Consider the following 19,978-nt stretch of genomic DNA (forward strand, 5'->3'; position numbering starts at 1 on the left):
CCGCCACTGGGCATCCAGGTCCGGGTTGTTCATGCCAGGACAGCCGCGGCCCGCCTGACGCGCGATCCAACATCCGGCCGCTCTGACGCGGCATCCGTACCGAAGGAGGTTTCCATGGGCTTCGAACGCAGCCATCGCACCACGCGTCGGCGCAGTTCGGCCGGGCCGCTCCCCCCCAGGCGCCCACTGCGGAGCCGGGAACCGCTGTCGAATCGCCCCCGCGCACGACCCACGTTCCTGACCCTGAGGGATCACGGCAAGGTGTTCGTGGCGGATCTGCCACGCCTCTCCGACGGCCAGCTGGCCAACGTCGGCAAGGAAGCGGCCGAGATGCTGCAGAGCCTTGAGCAGAAGCTGTCCGACTTTCAGCGCCAGGGAACCCTGAGCACCCTGGAGCAGGAGACCATGATCCGGGCCTCCACCAAGCGCGATGTCACCGAGCGCTTCATCCGCGCGGTGCGGGAGGAACAGGACCAGCGGCGCAGCAACCCTGCTCTGAAGGCTGCGGCCGGGGAATCCCTCGCCCGGGCCTTTCTGGAGATCGCCCGCCACCGGCTGCCGGGAGCCACCTTCGACTCGCTGCTGCAGGAGGCCCTGCAGGCCTGCGATGAGGAGGCAGAGGCCGGCGGTGAGGAGACGGCGGCCACCCCTGCGGAACCGGAGGAGATGATTCAGGGGGCCGCGGATGCCCGGCTTCCCGTGGTGCTGAGCCCGTATCCGGAGGAGAGCGACGCGTCGCCGGCCCCGTCCGCGAGCCCTCAGTTGCTCTGAAACGGGTTGGCGGGCATGCGCACCGGCAGGCTCACGCTCACAGCGGTGAGCCGATCGACCTCCTGGGGCGACAGGCTCCATCCGAGGGCGTCCACCGCCTCGTCCACGTGGGATGGGCGGCGCATGCCCACCAGCGGCACCGCACCGTGGTGACGGCACCAGTTGATCGCCACCTGGGCCGGGCTGACACCGTGATGCCCGGCGATTTCGCCCATCAGGCTCAGCAGAGGCTGGATTCGGGGCAGGAGGCGTCGCTGCAGCAGCCCCCTCAGCCCCTGGGGCACGGCCGCCGGATGACCCGGCACCTGCGTGAGGAGTCCAAGGGCCAGAGGGCTGTAGACGAGCAGATCCACGCCCAGATCGCGGCAGCGATCCGCCAGGCCTCCGGCCAGCAGAGGTTCGGGGCAGAGCAGGGAGCCCTGCACCTGAAGGCTGCGGATCGCCACACCCCGCCGTGCGAGGCGGCCGTGAAGGGCCAGCAGCCGCTGCGGACCGAGGTTGGACAGCCCCAGTTCCTCCACATCGCCCGCCAGGACCAGGTCCGCCAGCCCGTCCACCAGGGGCCCCTCCTGCCACGGGGCGTAGCGGGCGGTGCTCCAGTGCAGCTGCACCCGTCTCAGGCGGCCCCGGAGCCGCCGGCGGGAGGCCTCGAAGGCACGCCTCAACCCCTGCCGACCCCAGCGCCAGGGGAACGGGGCCAGCTTGGTGGCCAGCACCAGCTCGGAGGCGGTCCCGGGGGAACAGCGGTCCGAGAAGCGGCCCAGCAGCTCTTCACTGCGGCCCTGCAGGCGTCCGGTCCCGTAGGAATCCGCCGTGTCGAACAGCCGCAGTCCGGCGGCGACCGCGCGATCGAAGGTGGCCCCGAGCACGGGGTCATCCTGATCGGCCCGGTAGCCCCAGAGCAGTTGGTTTCCCCAGGCCCAGGTGCCCACGCCGATGGTCGATGCGAGCCCGGTGGGCGGCACGGAGGCGGCGGGCATGGCGTCGATCACGGGCACCGGCTGCATCACGCCATGATCCAACGATGGCGGCACAACTCCCTTCGATCGCGGTGGCGACAGCGGCGGCGCCGGCTCCGCCGGCCACGGCTCCACTGGACACGGCACCGGGAACCGACCCCGGCTCGACTGACCGGGTGCTCTGCCCCCATTGCCTGCGCACGGCGAGCAACGGCATCCGCTGCCGCGGCATCTGTGTGGCTGACGCCGACGACTGAGCCCGGCCGGCAGCGACCCGTGCGTGCATCTCTGGTGCTGGCCGTCCTGCTGCTGGCTCCGGTGACGCCCGCCTCCGCAGAACCGACCTTCCCGTTCGGACGCTGGCGAACGACGCCGCAGCGCTGCAGCATCAGCGCCGCGCCGCTGGGAGATGGCCCACTGGATTGCTCCGCTGTGCAGCTGCACCAGCAGCTGCCGGGCCAGATCAGCATCCGCTTCATCACGGGCTCCGACGCCGAAGGGATCAGCCACCAGATGACATTCGTCGGCCGCCTGCCCGATGCCACAGCGGCTCTGAACTGCTCAGGTGGCCAATGCCGGCCGGACGATCGGGATCACCTGGCGGTGGTCAGCAGCCTCAGCCATGGCCGTTTCGATGAGCGGGGCATCCCGCTCTCCCTGCCATCGGGATGGCCCGCAACCGGACAGTGCACTCTGTCCGGCGGTCAGGCACGGTGCGAGTCCACCACCTTTCTCGGGGACCTGTGGCAGGGGTCTGCCGAGTTCTGAGGGATGCTGAGACGAAGGCGGCACCCAGATTCGAACTGGGGATAAAGGATTTGCAATCCTCTGCCTTACCACTTGGCCATGCCGCCGGGACACCGCAGATGGGAACAGCCGTTCCTCAGGGGGTGCAGCCCTGATGGGAGATCGTATCAGCCACGACCGGCCCCCCCAGCTGCTGACCCTGAGCAACGGGCATGGCGAGGACCAGATCGCCCTGCGCCTGCTCCGGGCCCTGCATCAGCTCCGCCCCGAGCTGCAGGTGGAGGTGCTGCCTCTGGTGGGCCGGGGCGAGGCCTTCCGGGATCCGGCGCTGGCCTCCTGGCTGCACTGCAGCGATCTCACCCGGCCCCTGCCCAGCGGCGGGTTCAGCAATCAGAGCCTGAACGGCCTGCTCAGGGACCTGGCGGCCGGGGTGCTGCAGCTCACGGGCCGTCAGTGGCGGCGGGTCCGGAGCCTGGGCCGACGCGGCGTTCCCATCCTCGCTGTGGGTGACCTGCTGCCCCTGGCCCTGGCCTGGAGCAGCGGTGCTCCCTATGCCTTCCTCGGCACGCCGAAGAGCGATTACACCTGGCGCAGCGGGCCGGGGCGGGCACTGATGGCCGATGCCTACCACCGCTGCAAGGGGAGTGAGTGGGACCCCTGGGAATGGACGCTGATGGCCCATGGCCGCTGCCGGCTCGTTGCGGTGCGCGATGGCCTCACCGCCAGGGGCCTGCGGCGTCACGGCGTGCCGGCCCTGGCACCGGGCAACCCGATGATGGATGGCCTGCAGGCCGACGCGGGCACGGCGGATCTCCAGGGCGAACCGGTCGATGCGGCGATGCGCACGATCGTGCTGCTGCCCGGCAGCCGCCTCCCCGAAGCCCTCGGCAATGCGGCGCGCCTGATCGACGGCCTGCCCCGACGGCGTGATGGGCCCTTGTGGGAGGTGCTGCTGCCGACGGGCAGCCGGCCAGCGGCAGCGGAGCTCGCCCCGCTACTGGAGGCCGCAGATTTCCGGAGGATCAACGGGGCGGAGGCGGCCTACCGGGGTGCGGACGCCAGCTGGCGGCGCGGCCGGATCCGGCTGCACATCGGCCGGGGCCGATTCTCGGCATGGGCCGGGCGGGGGGAGCTGGGCCTGGCCACCGCGGGGACCGCTACCGAGCAGCTGGTGGGCCTGGGCATCCCCGCCCTCTCCCTGCCCGGGGCGGGCCCCCAGTTCACCGCCGCTTTCGCCCGCCGGCAGAGCCGTCTGCTGGGAGGAGCGGTGGCCTGCTGCAGCAGCAGCACCGAGCTGAAGGAGCGGATGGAGACCCTGCTGGACCAGCCGCACAGACGCCGGCAGCTGGCGCTGATCGGCCGGCGGCGCATGGGCCGACCCGGCGGCAGCGCCCGATTCGCCGCTCTGCTGGAGGAGCGACTGATCCAACCGCCGGCACCGATGATGAATGGGTCCTGAACCGCCTGTGAGCTGCATGGCCAAGGAGGAACAAGCCTTCGTGATCGCCTGCGGCGAACTGGCCCGGCTGCTCGGGGTGAGCCTGGCCTCGGCGCGCCGCCGGGTGGACCAGGCGGCCGCCGCCGCAGGCCAGCGGGACAGACCCGCCCGGCTGGCGATGGCCCTCGAGATGCTGGAGGTGGAGCGGGGCGCCGCGCCGCGGGCCCCCCTGCTCGACGCCCTGCTCAACACGGACGAGGACGGGGGCGGCTTCATCGTGGAGGACGACTAGGGCGCCCGGGGCCTCCTCCCGGACCGTCGCCTCAGTGCTCGAACACCTGGGTGAAGCGCTGGATGTCGAGATCCGCCATCAGAGGGACCACAGCGAAGCAGCGGCGGGCCAGCTCGAGACGCTCCTCACGCCGCAGCATCTGCTCCAGCTGGTCCCGAGCGCTCAGCAGATAGCGGGCATCATTGGCCGCATAGGCCAGCTGGCTGTCGCTCAGTTCATCCACACGCCCCCAGTCGCTGCTCTGGGCCTGCTTGTCCAGCTCAACGCCGGTGAGCTCGTTCACCAGGTCCTTGAGGCCGTGCCTGGGGGTGTAGGTGCGGACCAGGCGGCTGGCCACCTTGGTGCAGAAGATGGGCTGCACGCGGATGCCCAGCCCGCAAGCCAGAGCGGCCACATCGAAACGGGCGAAGTGAAACACCTTCTCCACCGCGGCGTCCTCCAGCAGGGCCTGCAGATTCGGTGCCGAGTCCTGGCCGCGGGCGATCCGCACGCAGGCCACCCCGTCCTCGCGATCGCAGAGCTGCACCAGGCAGAGACGGTCGCGCCCATGCACCAAGCCCATGGTCTCGGTGTCCACCCCGAGGGCGCCCGACGCGCGGTACCGCTCGGTCCAGGCCGCGTCCAGGTCGCCGTCGAAGACCTGGAAGGCAGCCGGTTCGGAGGGTGAGGCCATGGACGATGCGCGTTGGCTGCCCATCCTCAGCGACCGCAGACCTCCCGCCGGAACGGATGCGTCAGGATGGCGCCATTGTTCCAAGCCCGCCGGATCGCGGAAGCATGAGCGCCGGACTGTCCTCCACCCTGCTGCTGACCCTCCTGCTGGCCATCGGGCTGGTGTTCTTTCTGCGCGCCGCCAGCAAGGACCGCACCACGGTGATCGACGTGGAATCCTCCCGGCCGGCCCTCGAGGTGCTGACCGGGGTCTCCGACTGGCTCAGGGAGCGGGGCTGGCGGACCCAGGGGGGGACCCGGAGCGTCGTGTGCTGCGTTTCGAAGGGCAGGTGGCCGCCTCCGCCCCCCTGGCGGTGCTCCTCTCCCTTCTCGGCGGGCTCGGGGCCGGCTGCCTCGGCCTGGTCCTGCGCCAACTGCTGCCATCGCTCGGCTGGTGGCCTCTGCTGCTGATCGCCGCCGGTCCGCTGGCCGGCCTGATCTACCGGAAGCGGGCGAGCAGAAGTGAAGCCCTGGAGATCCGTCTGATGAGCAGCGGTGAGTCTGTTCCCTGCCAGCTGCGCCTTCGGGCCCATCGCGATGAACTGATCGCGATCGAGCAGCAGCTGGGTGCCCGCCTGGATCTGGCCAGCGACGGCTCCCTGCTCAGCTCACCGATCTGAACACCGCCTGCCGATGAACCGAGCCTCCTTCCTGGTCCTGGCTGCAGCCTGCAGCGTGTCTCTCTGGCGCCCGGCCGTGGCCATGGCACCCCGTCCGCCCCTGAGCGACCCGATCACCGGCCCGCGCAGCGCCCTGACCAAGGACTGGATCGGGAGGCAGCAGCCTGGCCTCGGCATCCCGATCCTGATCCTGGCCGGCCATGCCGATTCCCAGGGCATCGCGGGTTCGGGCACCAGCGGCGAGGCGGTGGATCTCCTCGGGCAGGCCCCCATGGATCCCCGCATGCGCGACGAGCTGTTCTGGAACCGGCTCGTGGCGATCCGGGTCGTGCAGATGGGCCGGCAGCAGGGGCTCAACATCCGCTACTACCAACCGCCGCTCCTACGCATCGACAACGCCGACGATCCACGCACCAACTGGTCGGTGGGTCGTCGCCATGTGCGCCGTGGCGGATACGCCCTCGAGGTGCACTTCGATGCCTACGGCCCCGATGGCTACGGCTCCGGCCTGATCCCCAGGCTCAGCCCCGGCCCGAACCGACTGGATGAGGGCCTGGCGGCGAGCTTCGGACCCTTCCCGCTGCGCTTCCGCGGTGGCCTCGGGGGACCCAGGCGCGGCATCTCGCTGCTGGAGGTGGGCAAGCTGGAGGGTGATCTTGAGCGCCGGCTGCGCGATCCCCGCACACGGGAGTCCACGATCGATGCCATCGCCCTGCGGGTGGTGACGAGCATGCGCGGCAGCCTGGTGAGCGGTCACGACCCGCTGGCCCCGGCGCCCGGGGAACTCAGCTCACAGCGCCCCGCGGCTCGCAGAGCGCCTCAAGACCCTCGTCCGTCAGCCAGTCCTGCGGGCGTGTGAACACATCGGTGAGCAGGGCCTCACGGCTGCCCTGCGCGGGCTGATAGCCGTATTCCCAGCGCACCAGCGGCGGCAGCGACATCAGGATGGATTCGGTGCGCCCCTTGGTCTGGAGTCCGAAGATCGTGCCGCGGTCGAAGACGAGGTTGAACTCCACATAGCGTCCACGCCGGTAGAGCTGGAACTGACGCTCCCGCTCGCCGTAGGGCTGTTCACGCCGGCGCTCCACGATCGGGAGGTAGCTGGGCAGGAAGGCCTCGCCGCAGGCGCGGGCCAGGCGCATGAGGCTCTCCCAGTCCTGGGGAACGGCGCCTGTTGCCGCGGCCAGGACCGCTGCGGGTCCCTCCGGATCGTTGCCCTTGTACAGCGTGCCGCTGGCGTCCTGATAGTCGTAGAAGAGGCCGCCGACGCCGCGGGTCTCGCCCCGGTGACGGAGGAAGAAGTACTCGTCACACCAGCGCTTGAAGACCGGGTAGTAGCGCTCGTCAACGGAATCACAGGCGCCCTTCAACGTGGCGTGAAAGTGGCGCGCGTCCTCCAGATAGGGGTAGTAGGGGGTGAGGTCGGCGCCGCCGCCGAACCACCAGACCGGCCCGGCCTGGAAATAGCGGTAGTTGAGGTGAACGGTGGGGATGTAGGGGCTGCGGGGGTGGAGCACCATCGAGGTGCCGATCGCGAACCAGCGCTGGCCCTTCGCCTCCGGCCTCTGGTTGAGGATCGATGGGGGAAGCGAGTCACCCTCCACTTCCGAGAAGTTCACACCGCCCTGTTCGAACACGGCACCGTCGCGGATCACCCGGGACCGGCCTCCACCGCCTTCCGGCCGCTCCCAGCTGTCCTCCTGGAAGCGGCCCTCACCGTCGGCCTCAGCCAGCCCGGCGCAGATCCGGTCCTGCAGGCCCATCAGCAGGTCGCGCGCACGCCCGCGGGAGTCGGCTGGCGGGGCAGGCAGGGTTCCGGCCATGGATACGGAGGGCCTCACGGATATGGATCAGCATTCCAGCCCATCACGGCCTTTCACAAGGCCCCTAGGATCGGCTCTGTGAATCTGTGGTCGGCTTGACGGAGTCCGGTGAATCCCTCGTCCAGCGCGCCCAGAACGCCCTCCAGGCGATCACCGACGCCGGAAGCGGCCGCAGCGCTGTCGAGCTGGGCTGGCTGCAGCAGCTGCGAGTGACCCCGCCGCGGGCCGTGGTCCGTCTCTCCCTGCCCGGCTACGCCGCCAGCCAGCGCGACCGCCTCGCCGGTGAGACCCGCGCCCGGCTCACCGCTCTCGATGGCATCGACTCGGTTCAGATCGAGCTCGGCGACCCGCCAGCCGCCGCACCGATCGGCCAGGCCGGTCATGGGCCCTCCGGCGGCCCGGCCGGGGTCCCGGCCCGACAACCGATCGAGGGCGTGGGCACGATCATCGCCGTCAGCAGCGGCAAGGGCGGCGTGGGCAAGAGCACGGTGGCCGTGAACCTGGCCTGCGCCCTGGCGCTTCAGGGCAAGCGCGTCGGCCTGCTCGATGCCGACATCTACGGTCCCAACGCTCCCACGATGCTCGGGGTGGCGGACCGGACGCCCGAGGTGAGTGGCGGCGATGCCCAGATTCTCGAACCCATCGAGTGCTGCGGCATCGGGATGGTCTCCATGGGTCTGCTGATCGATGACCACCAGCCGGTGATCTGGAGGGGGCCGATGCTCAACGGCATCATCCGCCAGTTCCTCTATCAGGTGAACTGGGGCCAGCGCGACGTGCTCGTTGTGGACCTGCCGCCCGGCACGGGCGATGCCCAGCTCACCCTGGCCCAGGCCGTACCGATGGCCGGCGTGGTGATCGTGACCACTCCGCAGCAGGTGTCTCTTCAGGATGCCCGCCGCGGGCTGGCCATGTTCCGCCAGCTCGGGGTGCACGTGCTCGGCGTCGTTGAGAACATGAGCAGCTTCATCCCCCCCGATCTGCCCGATCGTCGCTACCCGATCTTCGGAAGCGGAGGTGGGGCGACGCTCGCCTCGGAAGCCGGCGTACCGCTGCTGGCGCAGCTGCCGATCGAGATGCCGCTGATGGAAGGCGGCGACCGGGGTCTGCCGGTGGTGATCGCCCAGCCGGACTCGGCGAGTGCACGGGCCTTCGCCGATCTGGCCCGCACCGTCCTGGCCGGCCGTGCCGCCGCGGCGGTCTGAGGGCAGGGCCGGCCGCCGAACGATGTACTCCCGCGCCCAGTCGCCGCCCGGGGCCCTGATCTCCAGAGGGGGCCGGCGCCAGCGCTCCCGTGGCCGGCTGGCCCGCATCGACTGGATTCTCTGGGGTGTGCCGGTCGCCATCACCCTGGTGGCTGGCGGCCTGATCGCCAGCACCCAGCGGCAGGCCGATTACGCCGACTGGTACCACCACTGGCTGACGGCCGGGGTCGGGCTGATCCTCGCCCTGCTGCTGGCCCTGGTGCCCCTGGAGCGGCTCAGGCTCCTGCTGGCGCCCGTCTACGCCGTCACCCTGGCCGGACTCGTCGCGGTGAAGGTGGCCGGCACCACGGCCCTCGGCGCCCAGCGCTGGATCAGCATCGGCGGCTTCCACGTGCAGCCCTCCGAATTCGCCAAGGTGGCCGTGATCCTGCTGCTGGCAGGGGTGCTGGCCCGCCATCCCGTCGAACGCCCGGTGGATCTCTGGCGACCGGCAGGGGTGATCGCGCTGCCGTGGCTTCTGGTGTTCCTGCAACCAGATCTGGGCAGCTCCCTGGTCTTCGGGGCCCTGCTGCTGGTGATGCTGTTCTGGTCGGGCATGCCGCTGGCCTGGGTGCTGCTGCTGCTCTCCCCCCTGCCGGCCGCGTTGCTGGCGGGCCTCCTGCCGCTGAGCCTGGTGGTCTGGATTCCTCTCTGCGGCCTGCTGGCCTGGCGGACGCTGCCCTGGAAACGGCTGGCGACGGTGCTGGTGATGCTGGTGCAGGGGGCCGTGGCGCTGCTCACCCCCTGGCTCTGGATGAACGTGCTGCAGGACTATCAGCGCGACCGGCTGGTGCTCTTTCTCGACCCCGCCCAGGACCCTCTCGGCGGCGGCTACCACCTGCTCCAGAGCAAGGTCGGCATCGGCTCCGGCGGCCTGACGGGCATGGGGCTGCTGCAGGGCCAGCTGACCAAGCTGCAGTTCATCCCCGAGCAGCACACCGACTTCATCTTCAGCGCCCTGGGCGAGGAAACCGGCTTCATCGGCTGCGTCCTTGTGATTCTCGGCTTCGCTCTGCTCATGTGGCGCCTCCTGCAGATCGCGGGACATGCCCGCACCGATTTCGAGTCGCTGGTGGTGGTGGGGGTTGGAGCGATGCTGATGTTCCAGGTCGTGGTGAACATCTTCATGACCATCGGTCTCGGACCGGTCACCGGCATTCCGCTTCCATGGATGAGCTACGGGCGCTCCGCCATGCTCGCCAACTTCATCGCCCTGGGGCTGTGCGGATCGGTTGCCCGCCGCGGCCGCCACCACGCCTCCTTCCGGTGAGCAGCCCGGCCACCCTGGCCCGTCTGCGGGACCTGATGGCGGAGGGGAAGCAAGAGATCCCCGGCGATGAGGACAGCGCCCGCCGCCAGTGGTGGGCGGCTCTCGGTGTCCTGCAGGACGACTATCTGATCCCCCGTCCGCCGGACAGCGGCGTCTGGCTGGCGGCGCCCCTGCCGGCTCTCTACGAACCAGAGCTGCTGGCCGCGCTGCGGGGGTGGGTGTGGACCCCATCGGATCTCAGCGACCAGTGGCCCGGAGCGAAACCGATGCTCCCCGGCGGGGCCGGCGCCACCGGCGGCGGTCTGAGGCGACTGGCCCTGCGGGACGAGGACGGCACGGATCCGGTGCTGATGCTGTTCACCAGCCGGATCCAGCTGGGACTGGCCCTGCACGGCGAACCGGGCCGCCGGGGGCTGGTGATCCGCAGTGATCCGGAAATCCTCTCGGCCGCCCTCACCCTGCTGGACTCGCGCCTCAAGGAGGACGACCCTGAGGAATCGACGCGACTGCGGGAGGCCCTGCGGGACGTGGGGGCCATGCGCAGTGACCCGGAGCTGGCGGCGGGGTTCTGGCCCAGGCTCAGCGCTCGCCTGGCCGGCATGGCCCCGAGCGTCACGCTTCAGCCCGTCCTGACGCCCGCATCCGATGACGGCGATGCGGCGCGGGCCAGGGCCGCGGAGCTTCAGCTGCTGGAGGCCCTGACCCATGAGGTGCGCACACCTCTGGCCACGATCCGCACCCTGATCCGCTCCCTGCTGCGCCGCAGCGGTCTGGATGCGGTGGTGCGGGAGCGCCTCCAGCGGATCGACGCCGAATGCAGCGAACAGATCGACCGGTTCGGGCTGATCTTCCATGCCGCGGAGCTGGAACGGAGGCCCCCCAGTCCCGCCGCCCTGGCCCGCACGGACCTCAGCAGCCTGCTGCAGCAGCTCAGTCCGGCCTGGGCCCAGCAGCTGCAGCGGCGTGACCTGACATTCCAGCTCCTGCTGGCACCCGACCTGCCGCCGGTGCTGAGCGACGCCAGCCTGCTCGAGACCACCCTGGGAGGGCTGATGGACCGATTCAGCCGCAGCCTGCGCGCCCGCCAGCTGGTGACGCTGGAACTGAGCCCGGCCGGCGACCGGCTCAAACTGCAGCTCACGGCTCGCGATCCGAGCCCGGGACCGAGTGGAGCCTGTGCCGCGGAGTCCTCCCAGGCGAGCGCCGCGACGGTGGGCCCGGTGCTCAGCTGGAGCCCGGAAACGGGCAGTCTGCACCTGAGTCAGGAGGCGACGCAGCGCCTCTTCCACAACCTCGGCGGCCGGCTCACCGAACGCAGCGGTCAGAGCATGGTGGTGTTCTTCCCTGTGGCCGATGAGGCCAGCGTCGATCGACTTTGTTGACGGGTGTGACGAGAGCCAACGCCGGTGCGGATGGGCCCAGAACGCAGTGCTAGCTTCCCGCCAGGCCCACCCGAGCGGCTGGTTCAGAGTTCTGATCCCGAGGGTTTCCGGTCCTTCCGTCCCCACTGCAAGCACAGCCATGACAGCAACGGCGCTGAGCGGTCAACTACCCCAGTTCATCGGCAGCACCGGTGGCCTCCTCAATTCCGCCGAGACGGAGGAGAAGTACGCCATCACCTGGACCAGCTCCTCGAGCCAGACCTTCGAGCTGCCCACGGGCGGCGCGGCGATCATGAACCAGGGCGAGAACATCATGTACTTCGCCCGCAAGGAGCAGTGCCTGGCCCTCGGCACCCAGCTGAGGACCAAGTTCAAGCCCCGGATCGAGGACTACAAGATCTACCGCATCTTCCCGGGTGGCGACACCGAGTATCTGCACCCCAAGGATGGCGTGTTCCCCGAGAAGGTGAACGAGGGGCGTCCCATCGTCGGGCACAATCCACGTCGCATCGGCGCCAACGCCGACCCGTCCAGCCTCAAGTTCAGCGGTCGCACCCCCTACGACAGCTGACCCGGCGACCCTGAGGGCCTGGTGAGTGGGGCCGACGGGCCCCTTTGTCTTGCCTGCCGTCCGATGAGCTCCCCCGACCGCGCGCTGTTCCTCAAAAGGCTGACGGCGGGGGACACCTTCATCCCGATCGCCCACCGCTGGCCGGCGGATCTGGAGACGCCGCTCACCACCTGGCTGAAGGTGCGGCGCGAAGGCAGCTGCGGCGTTCTGCTGGAGTCGGTGGAGGGGGGCGAGACCCTCGGCCGCTGGAGCACGGTCGCGGTGGATCCGCTCTGGATCGCCGAAGCCCGGGGCGATGGACTGGAGCAGCGCTGGCGCGATGGACGGCGCCGCCGCCTCACGGGCAATCCCTTCGATCTGCTGCGCGAGCTCCTGGGTGCCTACCGCACCGGACCGCAGCCCGACCTGCCGGCGCTGGGCCAGCTGTTCGGCTTCTGGGGCTATGAGCTGATCCGCTGGATCGAACCGACGGTTCCGGTGCACGATCGCCCCGGGTCCGCCCCGCCCGACGGCTGCTGGATGCTCGCCGACAGTCTGCTGATCTTCGATCAGGTGAAGCGGCAGATCACGGCGGTGGCCTACGCCGATGTCAGCGACGGGCAGGATCCCGACCGGGCCTACAGCGGTGCACTGGAGCGCATCGCCACCCTGGAGCGGGCCATGCAGGCCCCCCTGCCGCCGGTGCGGCCACTGGCCTGGTCCCAGACGCCCCAGCGGCAGCCGGCCATCAGCGTCAACCGCAGCCGCGAGGATTTCGAGGCGGCGGTGCAGCAGGCGCGTGCTCACATCGCAGCCGGCGATGTGTTCCAGCTGGTGCTCAGCCAGAAGCTCAGCGCCAGCGTCAGCCACGAACCGCTGGACCTCTACCGCAGCCTGCGGATGGTGAATCCATCGCCCTACATGGCCTTCTTCGATTTCGGCTCCTGGTGCCTGATCGGATCGAGCCCCGAGGTCATGGTCAAGGCCGCGCCGGGCCCGGCAGGCGTGAAGGCCAGCCTGCGCCCCATCGCCGGCACCCGGCCGAGAGGCGCCTCCCCCGAGGAGGACGAGCGCCTGGAGGAGGATCTGCTCGCGGACCCGAAGGAACGCGCCGAGCACGTGATGCTGGTGGATCTGGGGCGCAACGACCTGGGCCGGGTCTGCCGCCCCGGCAGCGTGCGGGTGCAGGACCTGATGGTGATCGAGCGCTACTCCCACGTGATGCACATCGTGAGCGAGGTGGAGGGATGGCTCGCCGATGGCCTCGACATCTGGGACCTGCTCATGGCCTCCTTCCCCGCCGGCACCGTGAGCGGGGCACCCAAGATCCGGGCGATGCAGCTCATTCACGCCCTGGAGCCCGAGGCCCGTGGTCCCTATTCGGGGGTCTACGGCTCGGTGGATCTGGCCGGCGCCATCAACACCGCGATCACGATCCGCACGATGGTGGTTCAGCGTGACGCCCCCGGGACCTGGCGCGTGCAGGTTCAGGCGGGCGCCGGGCTGGTGGCGGATTCCAGGCCCGATGCAGAGTACGAGGAGACCCTCAACAAGGCGCGGGCCCTGCTCACATCGCTGGCCTGCCTGGCCTCCCCCGCCGGCGGCGAGCGCGCCGGCACCCCGGAGACCACCCCGACGCCATGAGCCCATCATTTCTGCTCAAGGGGTTCGAGGTCGAGCTCTTCACCGGGCGGGCGGATGGCACCGTCGTGGGCGTGTCCGCCGATGCGGCACGGGCTCTGAACGGGTTCGCCACCGAGCCGGATCAGCGCAATCTCGAGTACATCACCCCTCCGGACGCCGATTACCGGCGCCAGCTCCGCTGGCTGCTGGAACCGCGGCTGGCCCTCAGGCGCTGGCTGAGCGAGCGTGAGCTCACCGTTCTCCCGGGCAGCACCCTCAGCCTGGGCGACAGCAGCCGCTTCGTACGCTCCAACCCCGGCAACCCGTACCACGCCTTCATCGAGGCGACCTACGGCACGCGCGTTGTGACCGCCAGCGTCCACATCAACCTGGGCATCACGGCGATGGAGCCGCTGTTCGCCTGCTGCCGGCTGCTCCGCTGCGAGGCGGCCCTGTTTCTGGCGCTCAGCGCCAGCTCTCCCTTCCTCGACGGCCGCAGCACCGGCGCCCACTCCCAGCGCTGGCTCCAGTTCCCGCTCACCCCCGAACAGGTGCCCCTGTTCCTCGATCACGCCCACTACGTGCGCTGGCTCGAGTCGATGCTCGCCAGCGGGGCCATGCGCAACGAGCGCCATCTCTGGACCTCGGTCCGGCCGAACGGTGAGCGACGGCCCTACGACCTGAATCGGCTCGAGCTGCGCATCTGCGACCTGGTGGCCGAACCGGATCTGCTGCTGGCGATCACGGCCCTGCTGGAACTGCGCCTCCTGACCCTGCTCGAGCAGGGCGATGCGCACGACCCGCTGCGGGCCAGCCGGTTCACACCGGAGGAACTGGCCCAACTGGCCGACACAAACGACAGCCGGGCCGCCGCCGACAGCCTCGACGCCCAGCTGGTGCACTGGCAGGACGGCAGGAGCATCAGAGCCCGCGAGTGGATCGCTCAGCTCCTCGCTCAGCTGGCTCCGCTGGCCGCCGAGCTGGGACTGGAGGGGACCCTGGCCCCACTGGAGCCTCTGCTGCAGCGCGGGAACGCCGCCATGCGCTGGCTGCAGGCCGTGAACGGGGGTGAGAGCATCGCCTCTGTGCTGCAGCGCGAGATCCGCTGGCTGGACCAGCGCGACGCCACCCTGGCGATGGGCCTGCCCGGCACTCCTTCCGTGCCTTTGGGATGATCATGGAGATCACGACGACGTCGGGCGCTTCCATGCCGCAGTCCGGGACCTTGACCACGGCAGCCGGCAACGGCCTCGGAGTGCAGCGCGCCGTGGAATCGGCCCCGATCCGCCTGCAGAAACGGCTCCAGCTCGTCGAGGAGCTGTGGAAGACGGTGCTGCTCAGCGAGTGCTCGCCAGGCCTGGCTGAACAGCTGCTCACCCTCAAGGACCTCAGCGGACCCGTCGCCGCCGGAGAGGACGCGGCCGCGCACGATGCCAGCACGCGCATGGTGTCGGTGATCGGGGAGATGGATCTCTCCGAGGCCATCGCCGCGGCCCGCGCCTTCTCGCTCTACTTCCAGCTGATCAACATCATCGAGCAGCACATCGAGGAGGAGGGCTACCTGGCCAGCATGGGCGAGCCGGAGATGCCGGCACCGGTCGACCCGTTCGCGCCGCCGCTGGCCACCCAGACCGACCCCGCCACCTTCGGCCAGCTGTTCAGCCGGCTGAGGCGGCTCAACCTGCCGCCCGCGCGGCTGGAGCGCCTGCTGGAGGTGCTCGACATCCGGCTCGTGTTCACAGCCCACCCGACCGAGATCGTCCGCCACACGGTGCGCCACAAGCAGCGCCGCGTCGCCTCCCTGATCCAGCGCCTGCAGCATCCCCAGCCCATGGGTGACCCCCGCGCCCTGCAGCTGCAGCTGGAGGAGGAGATCCGCCTCTGGTGGCGCACCGACGAACTGCACCAGTTCAAGCCCTCCGTTCTCGATGAGGTCGATTACGCCCTGCACTACTTCCAGGACGTGCTCTTCGAGGCCATGCCGCAGCTGAGCCGCCGACTTCAGGCCGCCCTGGGCAGCAGCTATCCGGATGTGCGGCCACCCCGGGCGGCGTTCTGCACCTTCGGCTCCTGGGTCGGGGCCGACCGCGACGGGAATCCCTCGGTCACCCCGCCGATCACCTGGCGCACCGCCTGCTTCCAGCGGCAGCTGATGCTGGACCGCTACATCCATTCGGTGCAGGAGCTGCGCGAACAGCTCAGCGTGTCGATGCAGTGGAGCCAGGTGAGCGCACCCCTGCTCGAGTCCCTGGAGATGGACCGGATCCGCTTCCCGGACGTGTACGAGGAGCGTGCCGCCCGCTACCGCCTGGAGCCCTACCGGCTGAAGCTCAGCTACACCCTGGAACGGCTGCGCCGCACCCGGGAACGCAACCAGCTCCTGGCCGATGCCGGCTGGGAATCCCCCTGCGAGCCGCCCGCGAACGATGGTCAGAGCCTCAGCGGCCCGCCGGCCGAATGGCACTACGCCTCGGTGGATGACTTCCGGGCCGATCTGGAGCTGATCCGCGAGAGCCTCAAGAGCACCGGCCTGGGTTGCGACGCCCTGGACACCCTGATATCCCAGGTCAGCATCTTCTCCTTCAGCCTGGCCAGCCTGGACATCCGCCAGGAGAGCACCCGCCACAGCAGCGCCCTCGATGAGCTGACCCGCTACCTGCGTCTGCCGGTCCCCTACGAGGAGATGGACGAGGACAGCCGCGTGAGCTGGCTGCTCAACGAGCTCTCCACCCTGCGCCCCCTGATCCCCCCGCCGTCACCTGGTCAGCGGCAACGCAGGAGACCGTGGCCGTGTTCCGGATGCTGCAGCGGCTGCAGCACGAGTTCGGCTCACGCATCTGCCGCACCTACGTGATCTCCATGAGTCACTCGGTCTCCGACCTGCTGGAGGTGCTGCTGCTGGCCAAGGAGGCGGGACTGGTGGACCCCACCAACAGTCGGGCGGCGCTGCTGGTGGTGCCCCTGTTCGAGACGGTGGAGGACCTGCAGAAGGCGCCGGCGATCATGGGGCGGCTGTTCTCCGAGCCCACCTACCTGGAGCTGCTGCAGAGCGGCACGCCGGCCGGCCCGCCCCTGCAGGAGGTGATGCTCGGCTACTCCGACAGCAACAAGGATTCCGGCTTCCTCTCGAGCAACTGGGAGATCCACCAGGCCCAGATCGCACTCGAGCGGCTGGCGGAGGAGCACGGCATCGCCCTGCGCATCTTCCACGGCCGGGGGGGGTCGGTGGGTCGCGGCGGCGGGCCGGCCTACCAGGCGATCCTGGCCCAGCCCAGCGGCACGCTGGAGGGCCGCATCAAGATCACCGAGCAGGGGGAGGTGCTGGCCTCGAAGTATTCCCTCCCCGAGCTGGCCCTCTACAACCTGGAGACGGTCACCACCGCGGTGATCCAGAACAGCCTGGTCTCCACTCACCTGGACGACACACCGGCCTGGAACGAACTGATGCGGCGTCTGGCCGGACGCTCGCGCCACCACTACCGCCAGCTGGTGCACGAGAACCCCGATCTGGTCGACTTCTTCCAGCAGGTCACGCCGATCGAGGAGATCAGCAAGCTGCAGATCTCCTCGCGGCCCGCCCGCCGCCGCACCGGCACCCGCGACCTGTCGGGCCTGCGGGCCATTCCCTGGGTGTTCGGCTGGACCCAGAGCCGCTTCCTCCTGCCCAGCTGGTATGGAGTGGGCTCGGCCCTGCAGGAGGAGCTGGAGAGCGATCCGGAGGCTCTCGCCCAGCTCCGGCGCCTGCATCAGCGCTGGCCCTTCTTCCGGATGCTGATCTCCAAGGTGGAGATGACGCTCTCCAAGGTGGATCTCGACCTCTCCCGTCACTACGTGGAGAGCCTGGGGCGCCCCAGCCACCGGCAGGCCTTCCAGGCGATCTTCACCCGGATCGCGCACGAGTACGGCCTGACCCGCTCTCTTGTGCTCGACATCACCGGTCAGGAGAGACTTCTGGACGCCGACCCGGCGCTGCAGGCCTCGGTGGACGTGCGCAACCGCACCATCGTTCCCCTCGGTTTCCTGCAGGCCGCACTGCTGCGCAGGCTGCGGGAGCAGAACCGTCAGCCACCCATGAGCGAGACCGAACAGCCCGGCCGCGACAGCCGCACCTACAGCCGCAGCGAACTGCTGCGGGGCGCCCTGCTGACCATCAACGGCATCGCCGCCGGAATGCGCAACACGGGATGAGACACGCCGGATGATCTTCCGCGTCCTCGCGCCGCCCCCCGCCCTGCCCGCACCCTTCCGGCTCGAGGGGGAGACGCCGCCGGAGCCGGCGGAGCTCAACGCGCTGCTGGTGGCCTGCGGCGACCCGGACCGAGCCGGAGAGCGGCTGGCGAGGGCCATGGCGGCCAGCGACTGGTGGTTGTCGATCCGTGATGAGCAGGAGCACCTCGCGGGCTATGTGCGGGCCACCAGCGACCGGGCCCTCAACGCCAATCTCTGGAATCTGGCCGTTGAGCCGAGCCTTTCCGGACGGCGGGACCTGATGGCAGTGCTGCTGCACCGGGCCCTGACCCACATGCGCCGCGAGCGGGCCGGCTGCAGCATCTCGCTCTCGGCGCCACCCGAGGCACTGGAGACGCTGCGGTCCCTCGGCTTCGTGGTGGATCCCGGCGGGATCCGGGCCATGGGCCTTCAGCTCCGCGATCCCGCACGGAACTGATCGGCGTCTGATGACGAGCATGGAGGGACTCGAACCCCCGACCCTCAGAACCGGAATCTGATGCTCTATCCAACTGAGCTACATGCCCTGGGGTCATCAGCGGACAACGCTCGCGTGGAACGCTGAAGCCGATGCATCCAGTGGCCCCAGTGGGCCAGCGTTACCTTACCCAAGCGCCGCCGGAAGCCCATCCGCCTGCTCCGCCTGGACCTGCAGAGCTTCCGCAACTACGGGCACGTCTCCCTCACGATTGACGAACCGCGGCTGCTCCTCCTGGGTCCCAACGGGGCCGGCAAGTCCAACCTGCTGGAAGCGGTGGAACTGATGGGCACGCTTCGCTCCCATCGCTGCAGCAGTGATGGCGAGCTCATCGGCCACGGTCAGCGCTGGGCGCGCCTGGTCGGCCTCACCGACGCCGACGAGCGCCTGGAGCTGGTGCTGCGGCGGCGGGGCGGACGCCAGGTCAGGCGCAACGACCGCGTTCTCAACCGGCAGAGCGATCTGCTCGGCCATCTGCGCTGCGTCAGCTTCAGCGCCATGGATCTCGACCTGATCCGCGGCGAACCGGGTCGGCGCCGGCACTGGGTCGATGGCGTGGTGCTCCAGCTCGAGCCCGCCTACGCCGATCTGCTGCAGCGCCAGCGGCGCCTGCTGCGCCAGCGCCGGCGGGTGTGGCAGCTGCCGATGCCGGCGGCGGACCGGGAGTCGCTGCTCGACGCTCTCGACCATCAGATGGCGATGGTGGGCGGGCGGATCCGACGGCGACGGGAGCGGGCGCTCAGCCGCCTGGATCCCTGCCTGAAGCGGTGGCACGCGCGCCTGAGCGGCGCACTCGGCAGCCTGGATCTGCACTACCGGACCGGCGGGGACGCCGGCAGCGAGCGGGAGGAGGAGGGGCCCGGGCAGCCTTCGCCCCGAGAGGCTCCGGACTCCTGGGAGGAGCGGCTGCTGGAGCAGCTGAAACGGCAGCGCTCCCTGGAGTCGCGGCTCGGCAGCCCCCAGGCCGGTCCCCACCGCGACGAGATCAGCTTTCTGCTGGCCGGCCGCTCGGCCCGGCGGTATGGATCCGCCGGTCAGCAGCGCACACTGGTGCTGGCGCTCAAGCTGGCGGAGCTCGAACTGATCGAAGCGGTGTGCGGTGCACCGCCCGTTCTGGTGCTCGACGACGTGCTGGCGGAGCTGGATCTGCAACGCCAGAGCTGGCTGCTGGAAACGGCCGGGAACGGCCATCAGTGCCTGATCAGCGCCACCCACCTGGCGGGGTTCGATCCGCAGTGGCGGCGGCAGTCCCAGCTGGTGCAGGTGGAGCAGGGCGGACTGAGGCCGATGGGCGTGGCCGATGTGGTGTGAAGGGCGGTTTAAGATCGTGCGCCCTTATTGCAATCCATGAAGCAGACACTCAGCTGCCTGCATCCCCACCCGGGATGGAGCGTGGATGATCCGAGCCCCGAGTCCGGGCCCCCTCTCTCCAGCCCCACCGGCGCGTTGGTGGGCAAACACTGCATCCTCGAGCTCTACGACTGTTCATCGGTCCGGCTCAACGACGAATCCTTCATCGCCGGCAGCCTGACCCGGGCGGCCAGCGAGGCCGGAGCCACCCTGCTCCGGCTCGTCACGCATCGGTTCGAACCCCAGGGGGTGACCGGCCTGGCGCTGCTGGCCGAATCCCACGTCTCGATTCACACCTGGCCCGAGTCGGGTTACGCCGCCGTGGACGTGTTCACCTGCGGTGACCACACCATGCCGGAGCTGGCCTGCGCCCACCTGCGCGAGGCGCTGCTGGCCGGCCGCTACTCCCTGCGCAGTTTCCTCAGGGAGGCACCCGCCGCGGTCGCCGGCAGCGAACGGGCTCCTCTGGCCCCGCAGCTGCAGGCCGCCTGAG

General features: G+C 70.0%; 18 protein-coding genes, 2 tRNA genes and 2 pseudogenes. 17 read left to right on the forward strand and 5 right to left on the reverse strand.

The window, feature by feature from the left end:
• Positions 1–114 precede the first annotated feature (114 nt).
• A complete protein-coding gene (locus EVJ50_RS07795) occupies positions 115–771 on the forward strand; it encodes a histidine phosphotransferase (RefSeq protein ID WP_150883289.1) in 657 nt (218 codons plus the stop codon).
• On the opposite strand, the gene EVJ50_RS07800 is transcribed toward EVJ50_RS07795, so the two are convergent.
• On the reverse strand, positions 759–1,751 hold the full coding sequence (locus EVJ50_RS07800) for an aldo/keto reductase (RefSeq protein WP_150884943.1): 993 nt from the start codon (positions 1,749–1,751) through the stop codon (positions 759–761). The genes EVJ50_RS07795 and EVJ50_RS07800 overlap by 13 nt on opposite strands.
• Before the next feature lie 44 nt (positions 1,752–1,795).
• Between EVJ50_RS07800 and EVJ50_RS07805 the strand changes: the two genes are divergently transcribed.
• Together EVJ50_RS07805 and EVJ50_RS07810 are read left to right on the forward strand one after the other, a co-directional pair.
• Positions 1,796–1,987, forward strand: a complete 192-nt coding sequence (locus EVJ50_RS07805; protein WP_150883291.1) for a hypothetical protein — start codon at positions 1,796–1,798, stop codon at positions 1,985–1,987.
• Positions 1,988–2,006: 19 nt separating this feature from the next.
• Positions 2,007–2,498: a hypothetical protein gene (locus EVJ50_RS07810; protein WP_150883293.1), complete on the forward strand. Its 492-nt coding sequence runs from the start codon at positions 2,007–2,009 to the stop codon at positions 2,496–2,498.
• A gap of 15 nt (positions 2,499–2,513) precedes the next feature.
• Here the strand turns inward: EVJ50_RS07810 and EVJ50_RS07815 are convergent.
• Positions 2,514–2,584: transfer RNA gene (locus tag EVJ50_RS07815), tRNA-Cys, on the reverse strand.
• A 47-nt stretch (positions 2,585–2,631) separates the two neighbouring features.
• Here EVJ50_RS07815 and EVJ50_RS07820 point away from each other — a divergent pair.
• Both EVJ50_RS07820 and EVJ50_RS07825 read left to right on the forward strand, forming a co-directional pair.
• Positions 2,632–3,936 (forward strand): lipid-A-disaccharide synthase-related protein, encoded by a 1,305-nt coding sequence (locus EVJ50_RS07820; RefSeq protein ID WP_150883295.1) that lies wholly within the window; start codon positions 2,632–2,634, stop codon positions 3,934–3,936.
• A gap of 16 nt (positions 3,937–3,952) precedes the next feature.
• Entirely contained in the window at positions 3,953–4,207 is a 255-nt protein-coding gene (locus EVJ50_RS07825; protein WP_150883297.1) for a hypothetical protein, read from the forward strand.
• 31 nt (positions 4,208–4,238) lie between these two features.
• On the opposite strand, the gene EVJ50_RS07830 is transcribed toward EVJ50_RS07825, so the two are convergent.
• Positions 4,239–4,880: a ribonuclease D gene (locus EVJ50_RS07830; RefSeq protein WP_150883299.1), complete on the reverse strand. Its 642-nt coding sequence runs from the start codon at positions 4,878–4,880 to the stop codon at positions 4,239–4,241.
• A 104-nt stretch (positions 4,881–4,984) separates the two neighbouring features.
• Between EVJ50_RS07830 and EVJ50_RS07835 the strand changes: the two are divergent.
• Both EVJ50_RS07835 and EVJ50_RS07840 read left to right on the forward strand, forming a co-directional pair.
• Positions 4,985–5,538, forward strand: a pseudogene (locus tag EVJ50_RS07835) (cofactor assembly of complex C subunit B).
• A gap of 13 nt (positions 5,539–5,551) precedes the next feature.
• The gene (locus EVJ50_RS07840) at positions 5,552–6,397 is read left to right on the forward strand and encodes a hypothetical protein (protein WP_150883301.1); all 846 of its coding nucleotides are present in this window, start codon (positions 5,552–5,554) and stop codon (positions 6,395–6,397) included.
• On the opposite strand, the gene hemF is transcribed toward EVJ50_RS07840, so the two are convergent.
• Positions 6,324–7,361 (reverse strand): oxygen-dependent coproporphyrinogen oxidase, encoded by a 1,038-nt coding sequence (gene hemF / locus EVJ50_RS07845; protein WP_150884944.1) that lies wholly within the window; start codon positions 7,359–7,361, stop codon positions 6,324–6,326. The two genes, EVJ50_RS07840 and hemF, sit on opposite strands and share 74 nt — an antisense overlap.
• 95 nt (positions 7,362–7,456) lie before the next feature.
• Between hemF and EVJ50_RS07850 the strand changes: the two genes are divergently transcribed.
• From EVJ50_RS07850 to EVJ50_RS07885, 8 genes and pseudogenes are all read left to right on the forward strand, one after another.
• The gene (locus EVJ50_RS07850; protein ID WP_150883303.1) at positions 7,457–8,566 is read left to right on the forward strand and encodes an Mrp/NBP35 family ATP-binding protein; all 1,110 of its coding nucleotides are present in this window, start codon (positions 7,457–7,459) and stop codon (positions 8,564–8,566) included.
• 22 nt (positions 8,567–8,588) lie between these two features.
• Positions 8,589–9,875, forward strand: a complete 1,287-nt coding sequence (rodA, locus tag EVJ50_RS07855) for a rod shape-determining protein RodA (protein ID WP_150883305.1) — start codon at positions 8,589–8,591, stop codon at positions 9,873–9,875.
• Entirely contained in the window at positions 9,872–11,257 is a 1,386-nt protein-coding gene (locus tag EVJ50_RS07860) for a histidine kinase dimerization/phospho-acceptor domain-containing protein (RefSeq protein WP_150883307.1), read from the forward strand. Before rodA ends, EVJ50_RS07860 begins: the two co-directional genes overlap by 4 nt.
• A 139-nt stretch (positions 11,258–11,396) precedes the next feature.
• A complete protein-coding gene (locus EVJ50_RS07865; RefSeq protein WP_150883309.1) occupies positions 11,397–11,828 on the forward strand; it encodes a photosystem I reaction center subunit II PsaD in 432 nt (143 codons plus the stop codon).
• Positions 11,829–11,891: 63 nt separating this feature from the next.
• Positions 11,892–13,451: an anthranilate synthase component I family protein gene (locus EVJ50_RS07870; protein WP_150883312.1), complete on the forward strand. Its 1,560-nt coding sequence runs from the start codon at positions 11,892–11,894 to the stop codon at positions 13,449–13,451.
• Positions 13,448–14,605, forward strand: a complete 1,158-nt coding sequence (gene gshA / locus EVJ50_RS07875; RefSeq protein ID WP_150883314.1) for a glutamate--cysteine ligase — start codon at positions 13,448–13,450, stop codon at positions 14,603–14,605. The genes EVJ50_RS07870 and gshA overlap by 4 nt, the downstream gene beginning before the upstream one ends.
• A 32-nt stretch (positions 14,606–14,637) precedes the next feature.
• Positions 14,638–17,618, forward strand: a pseudogene (ppc, locus tag EVJ50_RS07880) (phosphoenolpyruvate carboxylase).
• A gap of 10 nt (positions 17,619–17,628) precedes the next feature.
• Positions 17,629–18,096, forward strand: a complete 468-nt coding sequence (locus EVJ50_RS07885) for an N-acetyltransferase (RefSeq protein ID WP_150883316.1) — start codon at positions 17,629–17,631, stop codon at positions 18,094–18,096.
• A gap of 14 nt (positions 18,097–18,110) precedes the next feature.
• On the opposite strand, the gene EVJ50_RS07890 is transcribed toward EVJ50_RS07885, so the two are convergent.
• Positions 18,111–18,184: transfer RNA gene (locus EVJ50_RS07890), tRNA-Arg, on the reverse strand.
• 122 nt (positions 18,185–18,306) lie between these two features.
• Here EVJ50_RS07890 and recF point away from each other — a divergent pair.
• The gene (gene recF, locus EVJ50_RS07895) at positions 18,307–19,446 is read left to right on the forward strand and encodes a DNA replication/repair protein RecF (protein ID WP_370455638.1); all 1,140 of its coding nucleotides are present in this window, start codon (positions 18,307–18,309) and stop codon (positions 19,444–19,446) included.
• Positions 19,447–19,482: 36 nt separating this feature from the next.
• The gene (speD, locus tag EVJ50_RS07900; RefSeq protein ID WP_150883320.1) at positions 19,483–19,977 is read left to right on the forward strand and encodes an adenosylmethionine decarboxylase; all 495 of its coding nucleotides are present in this window, start codon (positions 19,483–19,485) and stop codon (positions 19,975–19,977) included.
• The last annotated feature ends 1 nt before the right edge of the window (position 19,978 follow it).

It is taken from the genome of Synechococcus sp. RSCCF101 (assembly GCF_008807075.1).
Lineage (GTDB): Bacteria > Cyanobacteriota > Cyanobacteriia > PCC-6307 > Cyanobiaceae > RSCCF101.